The sequence below is a fragment of the Burkholderia sp. Tr-20355 genome, assembly GCF_017104685.1.
Lineage (GTDB): Bacteria > Pseudomonadota > Gammaproteobacteria > Burkholderiales > Burkholderiaceae > Burkholderia > Burkholderia seminalis.
In genome coordinates, this window is sequence record NZ_JAAGPK010000137.1 from 1 (window position 1) to 21628 (window position 21628).

Here is a 21628-nt window from a genome sequence, read left to right on the forward strand (position 1 = left end):
ACTAATTAAAGTTGGTTTTTTGTTCAGGCAGCGAACAGCATCCGAGAGCGCAGTTCGTGACAGGAGTTCAGACGTGTGCTCGTCCGATCTAGCATGCCGAACACCCACGCGTCGACGCCGTCGCGCGCGGCGTCGCGCCGCAGCGCCGCGTCGGGCGCGACTTCGCCGAACACGGTCACGCACAGGTTCAGCGGCCCGCTCGTCGTGTCGCCGCCGATCAGCTCGCAGCCGTAGCGCTCGGCGAGCGCGAACAGCCCGTTGCTGAAGGCCTCGAGCCACGCCGCGTCGGCGCGGGGCAGCGCGCAGGCGAGCGTGAACGCGCGCGGTTCGGCGCCCATCGCCGCGAGATCGGACAGGTTGACCGCGAGCGTCTTGTGGCCGAGCGCGTCGGGCGCGACATCGGGAAAGAAATGGCGGCCTTCCACCAGCATGTCCGTCGAAATGGCCAGCAATTTCCCGGATCGCGGCGTGATCAGCGCGCAATCGTCGCCGATCCCGAGCGTCGACGCGCGCGCCCCCTGCGCGGCGCGGCGCGTGAAGAAGCGTTCGATCAGCGAAAACTCGGAGAGGGCGGCTGGCACGTCGGGCGATCCGGAACGGTTGAAGGAACGGCATTGTACGAGGCGAACGGCGGCGCTTCTGCACCATCCGGTACATTTTTGTCGCGGCTGTTGCACCCGAATCGCCGGTCTGGCGGCCGATGATTGGCGCTACAATGCCGTCGAACAGTTATTCTAATCCGCCCGTCACGAGACACATGTCCACCCAAGCCTCCTCCAAAGCCAAGCTCCGCGAAGCCGCACTCGACTATCACGAATTCCCGACGCCCGGGAAAATTGCGATCGCCCCGACCAAGCAGATGATCAACCAGCGCGACCTCGCGCTCGCGTACTCGCCGGGTGTGGCGTACGCGTGCGAGGAGATCGTCGAGAATCCGCTCAACGCCGCGCGCTTCACCGCGCGCAGCAACCTGGTCGGCGTCGTCACGAACGGCACGGCGGTGCTCGGTCTCGGCAACATCGGCCCGCTCGCGTCGAAGCCGGTGATGGAAGGCAAGGCCGTGCTGTTCAAGAAGTTCGCGGGCATCGACGTGTTCGACATCGAGCTGAACGAGTCGGACCCGCACAAGCTCGTCGACGTGATCGCCGCGCTGGAGCCGACCTTCGGCGGGATCAACCTGGAAGACATCAAGGCGCCGGACTGCTTCATCGTCGAGCGCGAAGCGCGCAAGCGAATGAAGATCCCGGTGTTCCACGACGACCAGCACGGCACCGCGATCGTCGTGGCCGCGGCCGTCACGAACGGCCTGAAGGTCGTCAACAAGGACATCAAGAAGGTCAAGCTCGTCGCCTCCGGCGCGGGCGCGGCGGCGCTCGCGTGTCTCGACCTGCTGGTCGACATCGGCCTGCCGCTCGAGAACATCACGGTGACCGACCTGGCCGGCGTGGTTTACAAGGGCCGCACCGAGCTGATGGATCCGGACAAGGAGCGTTTCGCGCGCGAAACCGACGCCCGGACGCTGGCCGAAGTGATCGACGGCGCGGACATCTTCCTCGGCTTGTCGGCCGCGGGCGTGCTGAAGCAGGAGATGGTGAAGGGCATGGCCGAGCGTCCGCTGATCCTCGCGCTCGCGAACCCGACGCCGGAAATCCTGCCCGAAGCGGCGCTCGAAGTGCGCCCCGACGCGATTCTCGCGACCGGCCGCACCGACTACCCGAACCAGGTCAACAACGTCCTGTGCTTCCCGTTCATCTTCCGCGGCGCGCTCGACGTCGGCGCGACGACGATCACGCGTGAAATGGAGATCGCGGCCGTCAACGCGATCGCCGAGCTGGCCCAGCACGAGCAGAGCGACATCGTCGCGACCGCGTACGGCATCCAGGATCTGTCGTTCGGGCCCGAATACCTGATCCCGAAGCCGTTCGATCCGCGCCTGATCGTGAAGATCGCGCCGGCCGTCGCGCAGGCCGCGATGGACGGCGGCGTCGCGACGCGCCCGATCGAGGACATGGAAGCCTACAAGCAACACCTGCAGCAGTTCGTGTATCACAGCGGCACGACGATGAAGCCGATCTTCCAGATCGCGCGCGCCGCGTCGGAAGAGAAGAAGCGCGTGGTGTTCGCGGAAGGCGAGGAAGAGCGCGTGTTGCGCGCCGTTCAGATCATCGTCGACGAGAAGCTGGCCAAGCCGATCCTGATCGGCCGCCCGTCGGTGATCGAGCACCGTATCCAGCGCTACGGCCTGCGCCTGACGCCGGGCACCGATTTCACGGTCGTCAACACCGAGCACGACGAGCGCTACCGCGACTTCTGGCAGACGTACTACAAGATGATGGCGCGCAAGGGCATCAGCGAGCAGCTCGCGCGCGTCGAGATGCGCCGCCGCACGACGCTGATCGGCTCGATGCTGGTGAAGAAGGGCGAAGCGGACGGGATGATCTGCGGCACGATCAGCACCACGCACCGCCACCTGCACTTCATCGACCAGGTGATCGGCAAGCGCCCGGGCTGCAGCGTGTACGCGGCGATGAACGGCCTCGTGCTGCCGGGCCGCCAGATTTTCCTCGTCGACACGCACGTGAACGTCGATCCGACCCCGGAGCAACTGGCCGAGATCACGATCATGGCGGCAGAGGAAGTGCGCCGCTTCGGCATCGAGCCGAAGGTCGCGCTGGTGTCGCACTCGAATTTCGGCACGAGCAACGCGCCTTCGGCGAAGAAGATGCGCGATACGCTCGCGATCCTGCAGGAAACCGCGCCGGAGCTGAAGGTCGACGGCGAAATGCACGGCGACGTCGCGCTCGACGCCGCGCTGCGCAAGGAAATCCTGCCGGAATCGACGCTGGAAGGCGAAGCGAACCTGCTGATCCTGCCCAACATCGACGCCGCGAACATCGCGTACAACCTGCTGAAGACGGCCGCCGGCAACAACATCGCGATCGGGCCGATCCTGCTGGGCGCCGCGCAGCCGGTGCACGTGCTGACCGAATCGGCGACCGTTCGCCGCATCGTCAACATGGCGGCGCTGCTGGTCGCCGACGTGAACGCGGCGCGCTGAGCCAAAACGAACGCGCCAGGCCGGTCGAACCGGCGTGGCGCGTCAGGAAAATTGTAAACAAAAGCAAAAAGAGGCGTGCCCGCAACGGGCACGCCGCCGGGCAGGGCGCAAACGCGCTTCCCGCAAGCAACAAGCAGCATCTCTCCACTCCAGACAGCGAGCGCGGCAGGGAGGCAGGTCCTGCCAACAGCGAGATGCCATCCGGATTTTATCCTATGTAAGATAAATGTAGTGTAATTTCGGTAAGAAATGCGCGATTCCGGGTATCGCGACGCTTTCGATTCCCAAACGGACATTGATTCGCGCGGCCAATAACGCTACGCTAACGCCTTTGTTGGTCGTCAACTACTTGATTTAACAGCGGGAACCCTGGTTCATGGCACGCAAGTGGCTCCGCAACGGCGCGCTCGCGTCCGTCTTCGCGATGTTCGCGATGGGTATCGTCGGCACGCCGACGGGCAGTCTGGTTTCCGCCGCTTACGCACGGGAGGCCGTTCCGGCCGACGTGGCCGCCAGCGGGCTCGATACGATTCCGGTTGCCAGTCTTCCGCGCGAGGCCGTGACCACGCTGGGCCTGATCGGCGCGGGCGGCCCCTATCCGTACGAGAAAGACGGCGTCGTATTCGGCAACCGCGAGCGGATCCTGCCGAAGGCGAAGCGCGGCTACTACCATGAGTACACGGTGCCGACGCCGCGTGCCCGCAATCGCGGGGCGCGCCGGATCGTCTGTGGCGGGCCCTTGCGCCGGATCGACAACTGTTACTACACGGGCGACCACTACAACAGTTTTAAACGTATTGTTGAATGACTTCGGGACGAATGGCATGAGCGACTCCATCTACGCGCACGATACGGCGGCGGCGGATCTGTTCGCTGCCGGCGACGGCAATCTGTTTCAGCGCGTGATCCAGCTGCACGCGGCGGCGCAGGCTGGCAGCACGCCGGAGCAACAGGAAGCCGAACCCGGGCTTTCATCGAACGAGGAGCCTATGAGCCTTTTCACGACCGTGCGACCCAATCTCGTGCAGTCGATCCGCGCGTTCCGCGTGCAGGATCTCGCCGACGAAGCCACCCGGCTCGGCCAGCACTTCCTGTTCGCGTATTGCGGCGCCGCGCAGTCGAAGCAGGAAGTGATGGAAACGATCGCGACGTCGTTCCTGTTCCCGAAGCATTTCGGGAAGAACTACGATGCACTGTACGACTGCCTGACCGACCTCGTCGCGAAGGCCGGCGCGCAGCCCGGTTTCGTGATCGTTCTCGAAGGGCTGCCGATCGCGCAGAAATTCGACAAGGAAGGGCGCGAGACGCTGCTCGACGTGTTCCGCGAGGCGGCCGAGTTCTGGGCCGAGCGCAAGGTCGCGTTCCGCGTGTTCTACTCGTTCGCGTAAGCACGCACCGGCCCGCGGCCGATCCGGCAGGAAGCCCGCCTCGAGCGGGCTTTTTTGCGCCTGCGCGATGCGTCCGGGCCGGTGCGCGCGCCGCTTGCCGACATCCGCCTTTCATCCGGCGCCGTTTTTCGGGACAATCCGGTCGGCCTGGCTGTGGCAGCCGCCGTACCGGGTGCGTACAACAAACCATCGAGAGAGGGCTGTCTTCCCATGAATATTTCCCGTTCCGCACGCGCCGTCGTGCTGCCCCTGCTGGTCGCGGCCGGCGCCGCGCATGCCGCGCCGCTGACGCCCGAGCAGACCGTCGACCTTTACATCGGCGCGCTCGTCAACGGCGACGTGTCGAAAGCGCGCGAATTCAACGACGCGGTTCGTGAGAGCTACAGCGGCAAGGACGCGCTCGACATCGGCGTGCTGTCGACGATGGGCGAGTCGATGCGCAGGGACATGGCCGACGGGATACTGGCGCCGATGCCGCCGAAGGCCAGTGCCGCGTTGCGTCCGTCGGTCGAGAGCATGGCCGCCGCGTATCAGCGCGCGCTCAATCGCTCGACATGCAAGACGACCGGGTCATCGCAGCAACCGAACCCGGACGTCGAGGGCGCGACGATCGCGACAGTCGAATTCGCGTGTCGCGTGGCCGATGCGGGGCCAGGCGCGAAGGCGCTGGAGGCGAAGCTGGGGCCGAATCGGCGCCTGAAGAGCGAGGCGGCGCGCATTGCGTCGCTCAAGACGATCTTCTCGGGCATCGCGCAGGTGCTGGACGACGCACCGGTGACGCATCCGGTGGCGGGCAAGATCGACATCTACAGCCTCAAGGAAGGCGGCTGGACGACCGGTAGTCCGGGAGACGTGCTGACGCCGGTGGTCGACGCGTTGTCCGATTCGATGCCGCACGGCTCGTCGAGCGACAAGTAACGTGCGACGAACCGCGGCGTCCGCGTCGCGTGCGAGCGGGGAAGGGCCGTGCTGCCTCGCGGCGGCACACCCCGCTCGTTACCACCCGCCCCAACGCGCGGCCAGCGCCGCGAGCACGGCCGCGCCGGCCGTTTCGGTGCGCAATACGCGCGGCCCGAGCGATAGCGCGGTGAAGCCGCGGGCGCGCGCCGCGTTTTCCTCGTCGGGCGACAGCCCGCCTTCGGGGCCGATCAGCAGCGTGACGGCGGCGGCGGGCGGCGTGCCGGGCAGCGACGCGAACGGGATGCTCGCGCGCGGCGACAGCAGCAGCCGCAGTTCGCCGTCGGCCGGTGCGGCCGGCAGCGCGTCGAGCCACGTATGGAAGCCGGCGACCGGCGCGACGTCGGGCACACGGTTGCGTCCGCACTGCTCGCACGACGCACGCACGACGCCGCGCCAGTGCGCGACGCGCTTGTCCGCGCGTTCGCCGGACAGCTTCACGACGCCGCGCGCGGTCGACAGCGGCACGACCGCCGCGACGCCAAGCTCGACGGCCTTCTCGATCACCCAGTCCATCTTGTCGCCGCCGGCGATTCCCTGCGCGAGCGTCACGCGATAGGGCGGCTCGGCTTCGGCCGGTTCGAACGTTTCGATCTGCGCGATCGCGTTGCGCTTGTCGATCTCGACGAGCCGGGCGCGGTACTGGCCGCCGGTGCCGTCGAACAGCGCGAGCACGTCGCCCGGCTGCAGGCGCAGCACCTGGGCGTGGCGCGCGACGTCGGCCGGCAACGCGAGCGTGGCGTCGGCGCGCAACGCGGCGTCGACGAAAAAGCGCGGCACGGCCGCGGTGGTGGTGGCTTCGTTCATGCGTGTTGCGGTGTCGGTCATGCGTCGAGACGGTGTCCAAGCGCCCATCGGTAGCCGTCGAGATCCTCGATCTGCGCGAAGCGGTCGCCCCAGAACTGGTCCTGCGGCGCGCTCAGCGATTTCGCGCCCGCGTCGAGCGCGCGCTGCCAGGTGGCGTCGACGTCGTCGACATACAGATAGAAGGATTGCGGCGCGGTCATGTTCGCGCTTCTCGGCGTGAGCGCGGTCGAGCCGAACGCGCCTTCGGGCGCGAACATCACGATCAGCTGGCCGCGGTAGGTCATCTCGACGTGCATGATCGCACCGTCCTCGTCGTGCACGTCGCGCAGCGCGAAGCCGAAGGCGGCCTTGAAGAAATCGATGGCCGCGCGCGCGTTGCGTACGGCCAGGTAGGGCGTCAACCAAGGCACGTTGGCCGGACGTGGATCGGTCATGAAAATCTCCTGTGGGACCAGGTGGGCGCTGCATCCGGGTCATTCCGGTTCCGCGTTTCGCACGGCGAACCATGCGCAACCCCACGGGAAAAACGGAACGATGCGGCCGCCCGGACGCTCAGCGGCGAACGCCCAGTGTATCGCGCAGCGCGCGCGGCAGGGCAAAGAGGGACGCATGCAACCGCGCATCGTAGTAGCGCAGGTCGTGGACGCGGCGGGCCGCGAGGCGATCGTCGATGTCGTGCGCGAACAGCGCGGCCGCGTCGAGCGTGTCGCTCGCGATCGCCATCAGCCACTGCGAGCCGTACAGCGGCACGTGCGCGGACAACGGATCGACGACCGCGAAGCTCGCGCGCAGGTCGTCGAGCAGTGCGGCGATGCGCGCGGCGTGGAATATCGGCGAGCCGAGGTGCATCGAAATCGCGCCGCACGGCGTGAGAATGCGCTTGAGGCGTGCGTAGAACGCACGCGTGTAGAGGCCGGCCGCCGGCGAATCGGGCGGCGTGAGATCGAACACGACGAGATCGAAATGCTCGACGGTCGACTCGACGAAGTGCGCGGCGTCGCCGATCACGACCTCGACGCGCGGGTCGTCGAGCGCGCCCTGGTGCACGTCGTCGAGATAGCGGCGCGCCATCCCGACCACCTCGTCGTCCAGCTCCGCGATCACGATCCGCTCGATGCACGCGTGCTTGAGCAGCTGGCGGGCCGCGCCGCCGTCGCCGCCGCCGAGCACGAGCGCCTTCTTCGGCGACGGGTGCGCGAGCGCGGCCGGGTGCGTCATGCACTCGTGATACACGTACTCGTCGCCGACCGACGTCATCGGCCGGCCGTCCAGCGTGAACAGGCGGCCGAGCTGCGGGGTTTCCCAGACCTCGATCTGCTGGTGCGAGGACGCGACGCGCGCGAGCCGCCGGGCATTCGGGAAGCCGTAGGTGGCGTGGGGCGTAGGGTGGAAGAGAAGCGTGGTGCTCACGGGCGGACCCTTGGGGCAGGCAGTTCCGACGTCTGAATTATAGGAGGCGGGCGGTTCGACGGAAAACCGTGCCGGAACACTACGCGCCGACAAGGGAAATGTCAGCCCATCTGTTAAAATGACGAGCTTTGCAGCCCCGTCCGTAGGCTCCGTCCGCTTCGCGTCCGTCAGGCGCCGCACCACGCGCCGGGAACGATCGACGCTCGCGCTTCCGGATGCCGCCGTGCCCCCGTTTCCTCGACTCGTTCTCCGGACTCGACATGACGACTTCGTCTCCCGCCTCCACCACTCTGATGGCCAACGCGATCCGTGCGCTCGCGATGGACGCCGTCCAGCAAGCGAACTCCGGTCACCCCGGCATGCCGATGGGCATGGCCGAAATCGGCGTCGCGCTCTGGTCGCGCCATCTGAAGCACAACCCGACGAACCCGCACTGGGCCGATCGCGACCGCTTCGTGCTGTCGAACGGTCATGGCTCGATGCTGCTGTACTCGCTGCTGCACCTGACCGGCTACGACCTGCCGATGGAAGAGCTGAAGAACTTCCGCCAGCTGCACTCGAAGACGCCGGGCCACCCGGAATACGGCATCACGCCGGGCGTCGAGACGACCACCGGCCCGCTCGGCCAGGGCCTCGCGAACGCGGTCGGCATGGCGCTCGGCGAAGCGCTGATGGCCGACGAGTTCAACCGTGACGGCGCGAAGATCGTCGATCACCACACGTACGTGTTCCTCGGCGACGGCTGCCTGATGGAAGGCATCTCGCACGAAGCCTGCTCGCTCGCCGGCACGCTGAAGCTGAACAAGCTGATCGCGCTGTACGACGACAACGGCATCTCGATCGACGGCGACGTCGTGAACTGGTTCCACGACGACACGCCGAAGCGTTTCGAAGCGTACGGCTGGAACGTGATCCCGAACGTGAACGGCCATGACGTCGACGCGGTCGACGCGGCGATCGCGAAGGCGAAGCTGTCGGACAAGCCGACGCTGATCTGCTGCAAGACGGTGATCGGCCAGGGCGCGGCCACGAAGGCCGGCGGCCACGACGTGCACGGCGCGGCGCTCGGCGCGGAAGAAATCGCGAAGACGCGCGAAGCGCTCGGCTGGAAGTGGGAGCCGTTCGTGATTCCGCAGGAAGTCTACGCCGCATGGGACGCGAAGGAAGCCGGCAAACGCGCCGAAACCGAATGGGACGCGACGTTCGCCGCCTATCGCGCGAAGTTCCCGGCGGAAGCCGCCGAATTCGAGCGCCGGATGGCCAACAAGCTGCCGGCCGACTGGGCTGAAAAGGCCGCGGCGATCATCGCCGGCGCGAACGAGCGCGCCGAAACGGTCGCGACCCGCAAGGCGTCGCAGCAGGCGATCGAAGGCCTGGCCGCCGCGCTGCCCGAACTGCTCGGCGGCTCGGCCGACCTGACCGGCTCGAACCTGACCAACTGGAAGGCGTCGAAGGCGGTCCGCGCGAATCCGGAAGGCCCGGGCGTCGTGCTGGGCAACCACATCAACTACGGCGTGCGCGAATTCGGCATGAGCGCCGCGATCAACGGCCTCGCGCTGCACGGCGGCCACAAGCCGTTCGGCGGCACGTTCCTGACGTTCTCCGACTACAGCCGCAACGCGCTGCGCGTGGCCGCGCTGATGAAGGTGCCGTCGATCTTCGTGTTCACGCACGATTCGATCGGCCTCGGCGAGGATGGCCCGACGCACCAGTCGATCGAGCACGTGTCGAGCCTGCGCCTGATCCCGAACCACGACGTGTGGCGTCCGGCCGACACGGTCGAGACGGCCGTCGCGTGGACCCACGCGGTCGCCGCCGACCGACCGTCGAGCCTGATCTTCAGCCGCCAGAACCTCGCGTTCAACCCGCGTACCGATGCGCAGATCGCGAACATCGAGAAGGGCGGTTACGTGCTGAAGGACTGGGACGAAGAGATCGTCGCGCGCAAGATCATCCTGATCGCGACGGGCTCGGAAGTGGAACTCGCGATGAAGGCCGTCGAGCCGCTCGCGCAGCAGGGCATCGCGGCCCGCGTCGTGTCGATGCCGTCGACCAACGTGTTCGACCGCCAGGACGCCGAATACCGTGAGCGCGTGCTGCCGCACGGCGTGCGCCGCGTCGCGATCGAAGCGGGCGTGACGGCCTTCTGGCACAAGTACGTCGGCCTGGAAGGCGGCGTCGTCGGGATCGACACGTTCGGCGAATCGGCGCCGGCCGGCGTGCTGTTCAAGTACTTCGGCTTCACCGTCGAGCACGTCGTCGAGACCGCCAAGGCCGTACTGGCCTGACAACATACGCGACGCGCGCCACCCGTCGCGCGCGTCGCACCGTGAAGCTGCACGAAACGAATTTTTTCAGCCATCAGGAGATAGACCATGACGATTCGCGTCGCAATCAACGGCTACGGCCGTATCGGCCGCAACACGCTGCGCGCGTTTTATGAAAACGGCAAGAAGCACGATCTCGAGATCGTCGCGATCAACGACCTGGGCGATGCGAAGACCAACGCGCACCTGACCCAGTACGACACCGCGCACGGCAAGTTCCCGGGCGAAGTGTCGGTCGACGGCGACTACCTCGTCGTGAACGGCGACAAGATCCGCGTGCTGGCGAACCGCAACCCGGCCGAACTGCCGTGGGGCGAGCTGGGCGTCGACGTCGTGATGGAATGCACGGGCTTCTTCACGACGAAGGAAAAGGCGAGCGCGCACCTGAAGGGCGGCGCGAAGAAGGTCATCATCTCGGCGCCGGGCGGCAAGGACGTCGACGCGACGATCGTCTACGGCGTGAACCACGACGTGCTGAAGGCCGAGCACACCGTCATCTCGAACGCATCGTGCACGACGAACTGCCTCGCGCCGCTCGTCAAGCCGCTGAACGACAAGATCGGCCTCGAAACCGGCCTGATGACGACGATCCACGCATACACGAACGACCAGGTGCTGACGGACGTCTATCACGAAGACCTGCGCCGCGCGCGTTCGGCCACGCACAGCCAGATCCCGACGAAGACCGGCGCGGCGTCGGCCGTCGGCCTCGTGCTGCCGGAACTGAACGGCAAGCTCGACGGTTACGCGATCCGCGTCCCGACGATCAACGTGTCGATCGTCGACCTGTCGTTCATCGCAAAGCGCGACACGACGGTCGAGGAAGTCAACGCGATCATGAAGGAAGCATCGGAAGGCGCGCTGAAGGGCATCCTCGGCTACAACGACGCACCGCTGGTGTCGATCGACTTCAACCACAACCCGGCTTCGTCGACGTTCGACGCGACGCTGACCAAGGTGTCGGGCCGTCTCGTCAAGGTGTCGAGCTGGTACGACAACGAGTGGGGTTTTTCGAACCGCATGCTGGATACCGCTGTCGCATTCGCGAACGCGAAGTAATCCCGCACGTTGCGCGGCCGCCGCGAGGCGGCCGGCGCGGCGAACGAGCCCGGCCGGTTTTTCCGGTCGGGCTTTTTTGTTGCCGCGTTCGGTGGCTCACGCCGCGGTCACCTGCTCGAGCGCGGCGGCGAACGCACGCTTCAGCGGGCTGTCGAGATCGGTCCACGCGAGGCCGATGCCGGTGCGGTGCCCGGCCAGGTCGAGCGGCCGCGCGAGCACGTTCGGCGGCAGCGCGCTCGCGGCTTCCGCCGGGATCAGCCCGATCCCCATGCCCGCCGCGACGAGCGCGAGCATCGTCGTGAATTCGCCGAACTCCTGGGCAATCTCGAGCGTCGTGCTCGCGCGGCTCAGCGCGAGCAGCATGTCGTCGTGAAAGCCAGGCGCGTAGCGGCGCGCGAGCACGAACACCGGCTGGCCGCGCAGCGCGGCCGGCGGGATCGGGTCGTGCACCGCGAGCGGATGATCGAGCGGCAGCGCGACGACGAAGCCTTCTTCCAGGATCACGCGCGTGTCGATGCCCGCATACGCGGCCGGCAGCCGGATCATCCCGAAATCGATCCGCCGGTCGCGCAGTGCGGCGATCTGGTCGGGCGTCGGCATGTCCTTCAGGTCGAGCGCGATCAGCGGATAACGCTCGCGCATCGTGCGCAGCACGGCCGGCAGCAGCGCGGGCAGCACCGACGACACGAACGCGATCCGCAGCGTGCCGATTTCGCCGCGGCTCGACAGCCGCGCCATCTGCTCCGCGCGCGCGGCCTGCTGCAGCGTGGCGCGTGCTTCGGGCAGGAACACGCGCCCGGTGTCGCTCAGTTCGACCTTGTGCCGGTCGCGCTCGAACAGGCGCGCGCCGAGTGCTTCCTCGAGTGCCTTGATCTGCATGCTCAACGCGGGTTGCACGATGCACAGGCGCCGCGCGGCGCGCCCGAAATGCAGCTCTTCCGCGAGCATGACGAAGGCGCGCAATTGCTTGAGTTCCATGGTCGGCGGGCCCCCGTGGGCGGTAATCAGATTTCATGATAACCGGATCAAAAACAAGCATTGGCGCGGGGCCCGGCCGCCGGTGGAAGATAACGTCGACGCGAGACCGGCCGCGACGGGCAGCCGGCTCCCCTGACATGAGGAGACATCGATGACCCACGCGCTTGACCGGTTCCGCCTCGACGGCCGCCGCGCACTGATTACCGGCTCCGGACGCGGGATCGGGCTGACGCTCGCCCGCGGACTCGCGGAAGCCGGCGCGGCGATCGTCATCAACGATCGCAATGAGGAGAAGGCCGCGACGCTCGCGCGCCGTTTCCGCGACGAAGGCTTCACGGCCGACCATGCGGTGTTCGACGTGGCCGAGCACGCGCAGGTGCGCGCGGCGATCGACGATGCCGAGGCGCGCATCGGCGCGATCGACATCCTCGTGAACAACGCGGGCATCCAGCGCCGCGCGCCGCTCGACACGTTCGACCCGGACGACTGGCATGCGCTGATGCGCGTGAACCTCGACGGCGTGTTCAACGTCGCGCAGGCCGTCGCGCGGCACATGATCGCGCGCGGCCACGGGAAGATCATCAACATCTGCTCGGTGCAGAGCGAACTCGCGCGGCCGACGATCGCGCCGTATGCGGCGACCAAGGGCGCGGTGCGGATGCTGACGAAGGGGATGTGCGCCGACTGGGCGCGCCACGGCATCCAGGCGAACGGCCTCGCGCCCGGCTATTTCGAAACCGAACTGAATCGCGCGCTGGTCGACGACGCGGCGTTCTCGGACTGGCTGTGCAAGCGCACGCCGGCCGGTCGCTGGGGGCGCGTCGACGAGCTGTGCGGCGCGGCGATCTTTCTCGCGTCGGCCGCCTCCGATTTCGTGAACGGCCAGACGCTGTTCGTGGATGGCGGCCTGACCAGCGCCGTTTGACGAGAGGAGAGGGTCATGCGTATGCGTTGCATGTGTGTGGTGATCCACGGGCCGAACGACCTGCGGGTCGAGGAGCAGGACGCGAGCGAGATCGGCCCGGGCCAGGTGCGCGTCGACGTCGCGATGGGCGGCATCTGCGGCTCCGACCTGCATTACTTCCGGCATGGCGGCTTCGGCGCGATCCGGCTGCAGCAGCCGATGGTGCTCGGCCACGAGGTGGCCGGCACGGTCGCGGAGGTCGCGCCGGACGTGACGTCGGTGAAAGTCGGCGACCGCGTCGCGGTCAATCCGAGCCGGCCGTGCGGCGCGTGCCGCTACTGCCTCGAAGGGCTGCCGAACCAGTGTCTCGACATGCGCTTCTACGGCAGCGCGATGCGCATGCCGCACGTGCAGGGCGCGTTCCGCAACGCGCTCGTATGCGACGCCGTGCAGTGCGTGAAGGTTGCCGATCACGTGCCGCTGTCGCTCGCGGCGCTCGCCGAGCCGTTCGCGGTCGGGCTGCATGCGGTGTCGCGCGCGGGCCCGCTGATCGGCAAGCGGGTGCTCGTGTCGGGGTGCGGGCCGATCGGCGTGCTTGCCGTCGCGGCCGCGCGCGTGCACGGCGCGACGGAGATCGTCGCGACCGACGTCGTCGAGGCGCCGCTGGCGGTGGCCAGTGCGCTCGGCGCCGACCGCACGATCAACGCGGCCGCCGATGCCGGCTGGGTCGCGCGTTACGCCGCCGACAAGGGCACGTTCGACGTGATGATCGAGTGTTCGGGCAATGCGCGGGCGCTGTGCGACGGGCTGGACGTGATGCGGCCGCGCGGTGTCGTCGTGCAGCTCGGGCTCGGCGGCGACGTCAGCCTGCCGCAGAACGTCGTGGTCGCGAAGGAGCTGTCGATCTGCGGATCGTTCCGCTTCCACGCGGAATTCGCGCTCGCGGTGCAGCTGATCAATGCGGGGCGCGTCGACCTGCGGCCGGCCGTCACGCGCGTGTTCCCGATGCGCGATGCGAATCTCGCGTTCGAACTGGCCGGCGACCGGCAGCGCGCGATGAAGGTGCTGATCGATTTCGCGGGCGAGACCGCGTGACGGCGCGGCGCTGACCCGCGACGGCCTCGACGCCGTCGCCACGAGGCACGCCCGCGATTCGCGCGGCGTGCCTCGGTCGTCGTGTCGCGGAAACGGAGGATCGCGTTACGGCGTGACCTGCCGCGTGCCGACACGTTGCGAGGCGAGCCACAGCGCGATCAGCACGCCCGACAGCGCCGCGCCCGCGATGCACACGCCGCGCCAGCCGGCGATGCCGTACGCGACGCTCGCCGCGAACGACCCGAGCGCGCCGCCGATGAAGTAGCTCGTCAGGTAGATCGTCGTCACGCGGCTGCGCGCGTTCCCGGCCAGCGCGTAGATCACGCTCTGGTTCGAGATGTGCATGCCCTGCACGCCGACGTCGAGCAGCAGGATGCCCGCGATCAGCGCCGCGAGCGAATGCGCGCCGGCCGCGATCAGTGCGAACGACGCGAGCACGGCCGCGGCGAACAGCCCCGTCGCCGCGTTGCCGTGGCCGCGATCGACGAGCCGGCCGGCCGACGTCGCCGCGAGCGCGCCCACCGCGCCGACAACGCCGAACAGGCCGATCCGGCCTTCGGAATAGCCGTACGGCGGCTGGCTCAGCAGGAACGTGAGGCCCGTCCACAGCAGGCTGAAGCACGCGAACACCAGCGCGCCGTAGGTCGAGCGCAGCGCGATCAGCGGTTGCGCGCGCACCAGCGCGACGAGCGACTTCATCAGCGCCGCATAGTCGACGCGCGTGTCGCGGCGATCCTTCGGCAGCTTCACGGCGAGCACGCCGGTCAGCGCGAGCACCATCACCGCGGCGATGCCGTACACCGCACGCCAGCCGAACCCGTCGGCGATCGCGCCGGCCGCGACGCGCGCGAGCAGGATGCCGAGCAACAGGCCGCTCATCACGGTGCCGACCGCGCGGCCGCGCGAGCGCGCGTCGGCGAGCGATGCCGCGAACGGGACGAGCAGCTGCGTCGAGCAGGTGACGAAGCCGACCGCGACGTTCGCGACGACGAACGTCGTGAAATTGGTGCTGACGGTCACGGCGGCCAGCGCGACGACGTTGAGCATCAGCAGCCGCACGATCAGCGTGTGGCGGTTGACCGCGTCGCCGAGCGGGACGATCAGCAGCAGGCTCGCCGCATAACCGAGCTGTGTCAGCGTGACGAGATAGCCGAGCTCGGCCGGCGCGCGGCCGAAGCTGCGCGCGATCGCGGCGAGCAGCGGCTGCGCGTAATAGATGTTGCCGATGACGATGCCGCACGCGCAGGCGAACAGCAGCGTCATGCCGCGGGTCAGCGGAGGATGGTTGTCGTGATGCGGTTCCATGGTCGTGAAAAAACGGCGGCGTCGGCCGGCGGCACGGGGCCGTCGGCTGCGCGGGGTGACGGAAATCGGGGCCGGTGTGACGGATCGGCGGTGGGCCGAGGCGCGCCGGGCGGATCGCGGCCGGGCCCGGATCGGGCGCGCGGCGGATCGTCGTGCGGCGGGCGCAGGCAGGGCGGGCCCGGGCGGGCCGCTCCGGTGCGGACAGGTGCGAGGCACGGGAACGGATGTGCGTATGATGCGGGAATCGCTCCATAGCGTCCAAGACTGGATCGTTATGGTATTCATTGGTGAAACCAATACATTGGCCGCGATGCTTCTTCGCCACATCCGCTATTTCCTGGCCGTCGCCGAGCAACGCAGTTTCACGCGCGCGGCCGATGCGCTGCACGTGTCGCAGCCCACGCTGTCGCAGCAGGTGCGCCAGCTCGAGGACACGCTCGGCGTGCAGCTGTTCGACCGCTCGGGCCGCACGGTGCGGCTCACCGAATTCGGCGAAGTCTATGCACGCCATGCGCGCGCCGCGCTGCACGAGCTCGACGCGGGGCAGCGCGCGCTGCACGACGTTGCCGATCTCGGTGGCGGGTCGCTGCGGCTCGCGATGATGCCGACCTTCGCGGCCTACCTGAGCGGCTCGCTGATCGACGGTTTTCACACCGATTACCCGAACGTCGCGCTGACGATCGACGCGATGCCCCAGGCGCGCATCGAGGCGCTGCTCGCTGACGACCGGCTCGACGCGGGTTTCGCGTTCATGCCGCCGCGCGCGCCGGACATCGACGCGCTGCCGCTGTGGGACGAGCCGCTCGCGCTCGTGACGGGCCGCACGCACCGTCTCGCGCGGCGCCGCCGCGCGCTGACGCCGGCCGAGCTCGGCGGCGAGCCGCTGGTGCTGCTGAGCCGCGCGTTCGCGACGCGCGAGCGCATCGACCGGTACTTCATCGAGCAGGGCGCGCGGCCGACGATCGCGATCGAGACGAATACGATCAGCGCGGTGCTGGAGCTCGTGCGATGCGGCCGGCTTGCGACGGTGCTGCCCGATGCGATCGCGCGCGAGAGCGGCGAGCTGTGCGCGCTGGAGATCGATCCGCCGCTGCCGGCCCGCACGGCCGCGCTGCTCACGCGCAAGGGCGCGTACCGCAGCGTCGCGGCGCGCGCGTTCATCGAGCGCGCGCTCGCGTTCCGCTATCCGTCGGGCGGGTGACCGGGACGCCCGGGCCGTTTGGGAACCGGGGGCGCGTCAGGCGCCTGGCGTCGGGAAGAAGATGCCTGCGCGCTGCGCGGCGTTCGCGATGTGCGTTTCGATCGCGGTGCCCGCGGCGGCCGCATCGCGCGCGATCAGCGCGTCGACGATCGCGCGGTGCTCGTGCCACGTCGACAGCAGCAGCTCGCGCCGGTAGAACGGCATGCGCTGGCTTTCCTTCATGATGTCCGCGCTGCTGCGCAGCACCGATTCGATCGCCGCGTTGCCGGCCAGATGGATGATCCGCATGTGGAAGTCGAAGTCGAGCTGCGACGCTTCGTCGATCGCGTTGTCGGTCAGCGCGACGTGCAGGTCGGCGAGGTTGTCCTCGAACCATGCGATGTCGGCGTCGCTGACGACGCGCGCGGCCATCCGCGCGGCGAACCCTTCGAGCGCATAGCGCATCTGGTACGTATCGGGCGGCGACGACTGTTCGGAGAACTGCCACGGATGCACGGCCGACGCCTGCGCGCTTTCGACATACACACCCTTGCCCGCCCGGATGCGCAGCATCCCGAGCGCCTCGAGCGTCGACAGCGCCTCGCGCAGCGACGCGCGGCTGATTTCCAGCTCCTCGGAGAGCTGGCGCTGGGCCGGCAGCAGGCTGCCGACCGGATAAACGCCTGCCTCGATCCGGTCGCGGATCGTCGCGATGGCGGCGTCGGTCACGGTATGCGGAACGTTTTTCATGGTGTGGACTTTGGCCGGTCTGACCGGCATTGTAATCCGCACGCGGGCAGTGCACGACGCCCCTACGGGAAAGCCACGATCCGACCCTGTCAGATGCGTTCCAAGCGGGCGGGCAGGGGCGGGAAATCCCTATTTTGTCGGTCCTTGACGCCACTATATCGGCTTCCTACTATCCACCATAACATCACTGGTCTTACCAGTATGAACAGACGAAACTGCAACCGTTGGATCGGGAGAGCGCCGTGTCGAAATTCCTCAATTCGCTGTTTGGCCGGGTAGTCGTCGCATTGATCCTGGGGGTCGCGCTAGGCGCGTTCTTCCCGCACTTCGCCGAGTCGCTGCGGCCACTCGGCGACGGCTTCCTGAAGCTGATCAAGATGGTCATCGGCCCGATCGTGTTCTGCGTCGTGGTCAGCGGGATGGCCAATGCGGGCGACCTGAAGAAGGTCGGCCGGGTCGGCCTGAAGGCCGTCGTCTACTTCGAGGTGATGACGACGATCGCGCTCGGCATCGGCCTGGTGCTCGCGTGGTTCACGCGCCCGGGCGTCGGGATGAACATCGACCTGCGCTCGCTCGACGCCGCGTCGCTCGCGTCGTACGCGAAGAACGCCGAAAGCCTGAAGGACACGGCCGGCTACCTGATGAAGATCATCCCCGACACCGCGATCGACGCGTTCGCGAAGGGCGACATCCTGCAGATCCTCGTGTTCGCGGTGCTGTTCGGCTCCGCGCTGTCGCTGCTGGGCGACAAGGCGCAGCGCGTCAACTCGCTGATCGAGGAACTGTCGCACGTGTTCTTCCGGATCATCGGCTTCATCATCAAGCTCGCGCCGCTCGGTGTGCTCGGCGCGATCGCGTTCACGACCGGCAAGTACGGCGTCGCCTCGCTCAAGCAGCTCGGCTACCTCGTCGCGGTGTTCTACGTGAGCTGCTTCGTGTTCGTCACGGTCGTGCTCGGCATCGTGATGCGCATCGCGGGCTTCTCGGTGTTCAAGCTGATTCGCTACCTGCGCGAGGAACTGTCGATCGTGCTCGGCACGGCGTCGTCGGACGCGGTGCTGCCGCAGGTGATGAGCAAGCTCGAATACATGGGCATCAAGGATTCGACGGTCGGCCTCGTGATCCCGACCGGCTATTCGTTCAACCTCGACGGCTTCTCGATCTACCTGACGCTCGCGGTGCTGTTCATCGCGCAGGCGACCAACACGCCGCTGTCGACCCATGACCTGATCGTCGTGCTGCTCGTGTCGCTCGTCACGTCGAAGGGCGCGCACGGCATCCCCGGTTCGGCGATCGTGATCCTCGCGGCGACGCTGTCGGCGATCCCCGCGATCCCGGTGCTCGGCCTCGTGCTGATCCTGCCGGTCGACTGGTTCGTCGGCATCGCCCGCGCGCTGACCAACCTGATCGGCAACTGCGTCGCGACGGTCGTCGTCGCGGTATGGGAAAACGACATCGACCGCGCCCGTGCGACGCGCGTGCTGAACCGCGAGCTGCGCTACGTGCCGGCCGACGAGGCAGGCCGCGCGGCGCCGGTGGGCGGCGACCAGGCTCACGCGCTCTGAGCGCGGCTCGGCGCGCGGGCCGGCTTCGCCCCCGGCCGTTGCGCGCGCTCGTCTTGCATGCGCCGGCGCCTCGATGCGCCGGCCTTTCACCAGAAATAACCGGAAATCAGGAGACGACATGGCAGCCCCCATTCTCGATCCGAACGCGCCCGCGTTTGCGCGGCGCTACATGAACCTTGCCGACCCGCGCCTCGGGGCGCAGGCGCTGTTCGCCAGCGACGAATTCTTCGCGCCGAAGGAGCGCATGCTGAATCCGGAGCCGGCCGTGTTCATTCCCGGCAAGTACGACGACCACGGCAAGTGGATGGACGGCTGGGAAACGCGCCGCAAGCGCACGACCGGCCACGATTTCTGCGTGGTGCGCCTCGCGCGGCCGGGCGTGATCCATGGCGTCGACCTCGATACGAGCCACTTCACCGGTAATTTTCCGCCGGCCGCGTCGATCGAGGCGTGCGCCGTCGACGGCGACACGCCGCCCGACGACGCCGCGTGGCGCACGATCGTCCCCGCGACGACGCTGCAGGGCAATTCGCACCACTACGTGAGCGTCGACGACGCGCAGCCGGTCACGCACCTGCGCGTGAACCTGTATCCGGACGGCGGGCTCGCACGGCTGCGCGTGTACGGCCAGCCGCAGCGCGACTGGCGCCACGTGCCGGCCGGCGAGCTCGTCGATCTCGCGGCGATCGAGAACGGCGGTTATCTGGTGGCCGCGAACAACCAGCACTTCGGGCCGGCATCGCAGATGCTGATGCCGGGGCGCGGCGCGAACATGGGCGACGGCTGGGAAACGCGGCGCCGCCGCGAGCCCGGCAACGACTGGGCGATCGTCGCGCTCGCGCGGCCGGGCATCATCCGGCGCGTCGAGGTCGACACGGCGTTCTTCAAGGGCAATTTCCCCGACCGCTGTTCGCTGCAGGCCGCGCACGTCGCGGGCGGCACCGACGATTCGCTCGTCACGCAGGCGATGTTCTGGGCCGAACTGCTCGGCGAGCAGAAGCTGCAGATGGATCACGTGCACACGTTCGACCAGCTCGCGGCGCTCGGCCCCGTCACGCACGTGCGCTTCAACATCTTCCCGGACGGCGGCGTGTCGCGCCTGCGTCTGTGGGGCGAGCCGGCCTGAAGGAGGGCAGCGTCATGACCGGATCCCGCATCCTGCGCGTCGAACGCCTGACCCGCGAGGCGTTCGCGCCGTTCGGCGACGTGATCGCGCTCGAAGGCGCGCGGCACTTCCCGATCAACGGCGGCACGACCGAGCGCTTCCACGATCTCGCGGCGATCGACGTGTGCGCGGACGGCGGCCGGCCGCTCGTCAGCGTGTTTCGCGCGCAGCCGCGCGCGCTGCCGGTCGCGGTCACGCTGATGGAGCGCCATCCGCACGGCAGCCAGGCATTCATCCCGCTCGCGGCCGTGTCGCGCTATGCGATCGTCGTCGCGCCGGCCGGCGACTTCCGGCCCGATGCGATGCGCGCGTTCCTGGCCGAAGGCTGGCAGGGCGTGAACTATGCGAAGGGCGTCTGGCACCATCCGCTGCTCGCGCTCGACGCGCTCAGCGATTTCGTGATCGTCGATCGCGGCGGCCCGCAGCCGAACTGCGACGAGATCCCGCTCGAGTGCGCATGGACGCTGGCATTCGAGCCGGCTTGCGCGAGCGTCGAAGGGTATTCGTAAGCAATATTGGCCGGCCCGCGCGCCCCGCGCGGCACGGTCCGAAAAGAAAAACGGCCCGGGCGGCGAGATGCCGGCCGGGCCGTGCTGCGTGCGCGACGCACGCGAATCGGCGGCTCAGTGCTTGCGGTGCGGGCAGTTCTCGGTCGTGCACGAGCCGTACATCGCGAGCGAGTGCTCCTGGAGCCGGAAGCCGCGCTCCTTCGCGATCGCCTGCTGGCGGCTTTCGATCTCGGCATCGAAGAATTCCTCGACGCGGCCGCAATCGAGGCACACGAGGTGATCGTGGTGCGAGCCCTCGTTCAGCTCGAACACGGCCTTGCCCGATTCGAAGTTGCTGCGCGTGAGCAGGCCGGCCTGCTCGAACTGCGTGAGCACGCGGTAGACGGTCGCGAGCCCGATGTCGAGCTGCTCGTTGAGCAGGTTCCGGTAGACGTCTTCGGCCGTCAGGTGGCGCACCGGGCTCTGCTGGAAGATCTCGAGAATCTTGAGGCGCGGTAGGGTGGCCTTTAGCCCGATATTCTTGAGATCTGTCGGATTGGTCATGGCTAGGCATCCCTAGAGTACAATGCAGGGCTTCAATGTTACCGGCTTTTCGCCGTTCCAGAAACACGCGCGGCCTGCACGCGGGCCAGCACGGTGAAGGAAATGATCCCAGAATCGCTTTCGCACTTTCAGAGGAGTCGCATGCGGAGTGCCATCATCGCTGCCGCCGCCGTCGTCGCGCTGGCGGGTTGTTCGTCGTACGACAGCGTGACGCAGCGCATTGCGCAGAGCATCACGCCCTATCGGATCACCGTCGTGCAGGGCAACTTCGTATCGCAGGAGAAAGCCGCGCAACTGCAGGTCGGCATGACGCGCGAGCAGGTCCGGGCATTGCTCGGCACGCCGCTGCTGGCGGACATGTTCCACGCCGACCGCTGGGATTACCTCTTCTACTTCAAGCGCGGCTCGACGTCGATCGTCCAGCAGCGCGATCTCGTCGTGACGTTCGCGGGCGATCGCCTCGCGGGCTGGACGGGCGCCGACAACCTGCCGTCCGAGCTCGACCTGCTGGCCGACATCGACGGCGACCGCGGCGGCAAGAAGGCGAAGGCGGCCGCGGCGGCGCGGAAGGCGTCGGAAGCCGCTGCCGCGAGCGCCGCGCAGGCGCAGGCGGCGGCGAGTACGCCGG

The 21628-nt window shown here is 68.0% G+C and carries 20 protein-coding genes and 1 pseudogene; 13 read left to right on the forward strand and 8 right to left on the reverse strand.

The window, feature by feature from the left end; genetic code table 11:
• Positions 1–89: 89 nt before the first annotated feature.
• A pseudogene (locus G3N62_RS26505) lies at positions 90–581 on the reverse strand (AIR synthase related protein); the annotation flags it as partial.
• Positions 582–757: 176 nt separating this feature from the next.
• Between G3N62_RS26505 and G3N62_RS26510 the strand changes: the two are divergent.
• The 4 genes from G3N62_RS26510 (at position 758) to G3N62_RS26525 (ending at position 5364) form a co-directional block, all read left to right on the forward strand.
• A complete protein-coding gene (locus G3N62_RS26510; RefSeq protein ID WP_059558040.1) occupies positions 758–3058 on the forward strand; it encodes an NADP-dependent malic enzyme in 2301 nt (766 codons plus the stop codon).
• Positions 3059–3434: 376 nt separating this feature from the next.
• The gene (locus tag G3N62_RS26515; RefSeq protein ID WP_034186411.1) at positions 3435–3866 is read left to right on the forward strand and encodes a ribonuclease; all 432 of its coding nucleotides are present in this window, start codon (positions 3435–3437) and stop codon (positions 3864–3866) included.
• 16 nt (positions 3867–3882) lie between these two features.
• Complete coding sequence (locus G3N62_RS26520) at positions 3883–4446, forward strand: barstar family protein (protein ID WP_034186412.1); 564 nt, start codon at positions 3883–3885, stop codon at positions 4444–4446.
• A gap of 210 nt (positions 4447–4656) precedes the next feature.
• Entirely contained in the window at positions 4657–5364 is a 708-nt protein-coding gene (locus tag G3N62_RS26525; RefSeq protein WP_049028426.1) for a hypothetical protein, read from the forward strand.
• A 78-nt stretch (positions 5365–5442) separates the two neighbouring features.
• Here G3N62_RS26525 and G3N62_RS26530 read toward each other — a convergent pair whose 3' ends face one another.
• From G3N62_RS26530 to speE, 3 genes are all read right to left on the reverse strand, one after another.
• Entirely contained in the window at positions 5443–6210 is a 768-nt protein-coding gene (locus G3N62_RS26530) for a 16S rRNA (uracil(1498)-N(3))-methyltransferase (RefSeq protein ID WP_034186446.1), read from the reverse strand.
• A gap of 17 nt (positions 6211–6227) precedes the next feature.
• Complete coding sequence (locus G3N62_RS26535; RefSeq protein WP_034186414.1) at positions 6228–6644, reverse strand: VOC family protein; 417 nt, start codon at positions 6642–6644, stop codon at positions 6228–6230.
• Between the two features lie 118 nt (positions 6645–6762).
• Positions 6763–7620, reverse strand: a complete 858-nt coding sequence (gene speE, locus G3N62_RS26540; protein WP_059558038.1) for a polyamine aminopropyltransferase — start codon at positions 7618–7620, stop codon at positions 6763–6765.
• Between the two features lie 215 nt (positions 7621–7835).
• On the opposite strand from speE, the gene tkt reads away from it, so the two are divergent.
• Together tkt and gap are read left to right on the forward strand one after the other, a co-directional pair.
• Positions 7836–9908 carry a transketolase gene (gene tkt, locus G3N62_RS26545; protein ID WP_034186416.1) on the forward strand — a complete coding sequence of 691 codons (2073 nt, stop codon included), beginning with the start codon at positions 7836–7838 and terminating at the stop codon, positions 9906–9908.
• An 87-nt stretch (positions 9909–9995) separates the two neighbouring features.
• Positions 9996–11006 (forward strand): type I glyceraldehyde-3-phosphate dehydrogenase, encoded by a 1011-nt coding sequence (gap, locus tag G3N62_RS26550; RefSeq protein ID WP_006485712.1) that lies wholly within the window; start codon positions 9996–9998, stop codon positions 11004–11006.
• A 96-nt stretch (positions 11007–11102) separates the two neighbouring features.
• Here the strand turns inward: gap and G3N62_RS26555 are convergent, their stop codons facing one another.
• Positions 11103–11984 (reverse strand): LysR family transcriptional regulator, encoded by an 882-nt coding sequence (locus G3N62_RS26555; RefSeq protein ID WP_124670815.1) that lies wholly within the window; start codon positions 11982–11984, stop codon positions 11103–11105.
• Positions 11985–12135: 151 nt separating this feature from the next.
• Here G3N62_RS26555 and G3N62_RS26560 point away from each other — a divergent pair, with 151 nt between their 5' ends.
• Together G3N62_RS26560 and G3N62_RS26565 are read left to right on the forward strand one after the other, a co-directional pair.
• Positions 12136–12909, forward strand: a complete 774-nt coding sequence (locus tag G3N62_RS26560; protein WP_034186418.1) for an SDR family NAD(P)-dependent oxidoreductase — start codon at positions 12136–12138, stop codon at positions 12907–12909.
• Positions 12910–12924: 15 nt separating this feature from the next.
• Complete coding sequence (locus G3N62_RS26565) at positions 12925–13983, forward strand: L-idonate 5-dehydrogenase (RefSeq protein WP_124670816.1); 1059 nt, start codon at positions 12925–12927, stop codon at positions 13981–13983.
• Positions 13984–14088: 105 nt separating this feature from the next.
• Here the strand turns inward: G3N62_RS26565 and G3N62_RS26570 are convergent, their stop codons facing one another.
• Positions 14089–15288, reverse strand: a complete 1200-nt coding sequence (locus G3N62_RS26570) for an MFS transporter (protein WP_034186420.1) — start codon at positions 15286–15288, stop codon at positions 14089–14091.
• Positions 15289–15598: 310 nt separating this feature from the next.
• Here G3N62_RS26570 and cynR point away from each other — a divergent pair, with 310 nt between their 5' ends.
• Entirely contained in the window at positions 15599–16489 is an 891-nt protein-coding gene (gene cynR, locus G3N62_RS26575; RefSeq protein WP_124670817.1) for a transcriptional regulator CynR, read from the forward strand.
• Positions 16490–16525: 36 nt separating this feature from the next.
• Here cynR and G3N62_RS26580 read toward each other — a convergent pair whose 3' ends face one another.
• Positions 16526–17248, reverse strand: coding sequence for an FCD domain-containing protein (locus G3N62_RS26580; protein WP_185733114.1), 723 nt, complete (start codon positions 17246–17248; stop codon positions 16526–16528).
• A gap of 212 nt (positions 17249–17460) precedes the next feature.
• Between G3N62_RS26580 and G3N62_RS26585 the strand changes: the two genes are divergently transcribed.
• The 3 genes from G3N62_RS26585 to G3N62_RS26595 all read left to right on the forward strand — a co-directional run bounded on the left by G3N62_RS26585 (position 17461) and on the right by G3N62_RS26595 (position 20457).
• Positions 17461–18783: a C4-dicarboxylate transporter DctA gene (locus tag G3N62_RS26585; RefSeq protein WP_034186448.1), complete on the forward strand. Its 1323-nt coding sequence runs from the start codon at positions 17461–17463 to the stop codon at positions 18781–18783.
• A gap of 118 nt (positions 18784–18901) precedes the next feature.
• On the forward strand, positions 18902–19909 hold the full coding sequence (gene alc / locus G3N62_RS26590; RefSeq protein ID WP_034186422.1) for an allantoicase: 1008 nt from the start codon (positions 18902–18904) through the stop codon (positions 19907–19909).
• 14 nt (positions 19910–19923) lie between these two features.
• Complete coding sequence (locus G3N62_RS26595; RefSeq protein WP_124670819.1) at positions 19924–20457, forward strand: ureidoglycolate lyase; 534 nt, start codon at positions 19924–19926, stop codon at positions 20455–20457.
• Between the two features lie 114 nt (positions 20458–20571).
• Here G3N62_RS26595 and fur read toward each other — a convergent pair whose 3' ends face one another.
• Positions 20572–21000 carry a ferric iron uptake transcriptional regulator gene (fur, locus tag G3N62_RS26600; protein WP_006753314.1) on the reverse strand — a complete coding sequence of 143 codons (429 nt, stop codon included), beginning with the start codon at positions 20998–21000 and terminating at the stop codon, positions 20572–20574.
• A 141-nt stretch (positions 21001–21141) separates the two neighbouring features.
• Here fur and G3N62_RS26605 point away from each other — a divergent pair.
• Positions 21142–21628: outer membrane protein assembly factor BamE (locus G3N62_RS26605; protein ID WP_206141345.1), on the forward strand; the 487-nt coding region annotated here is incomplete at its 3' end.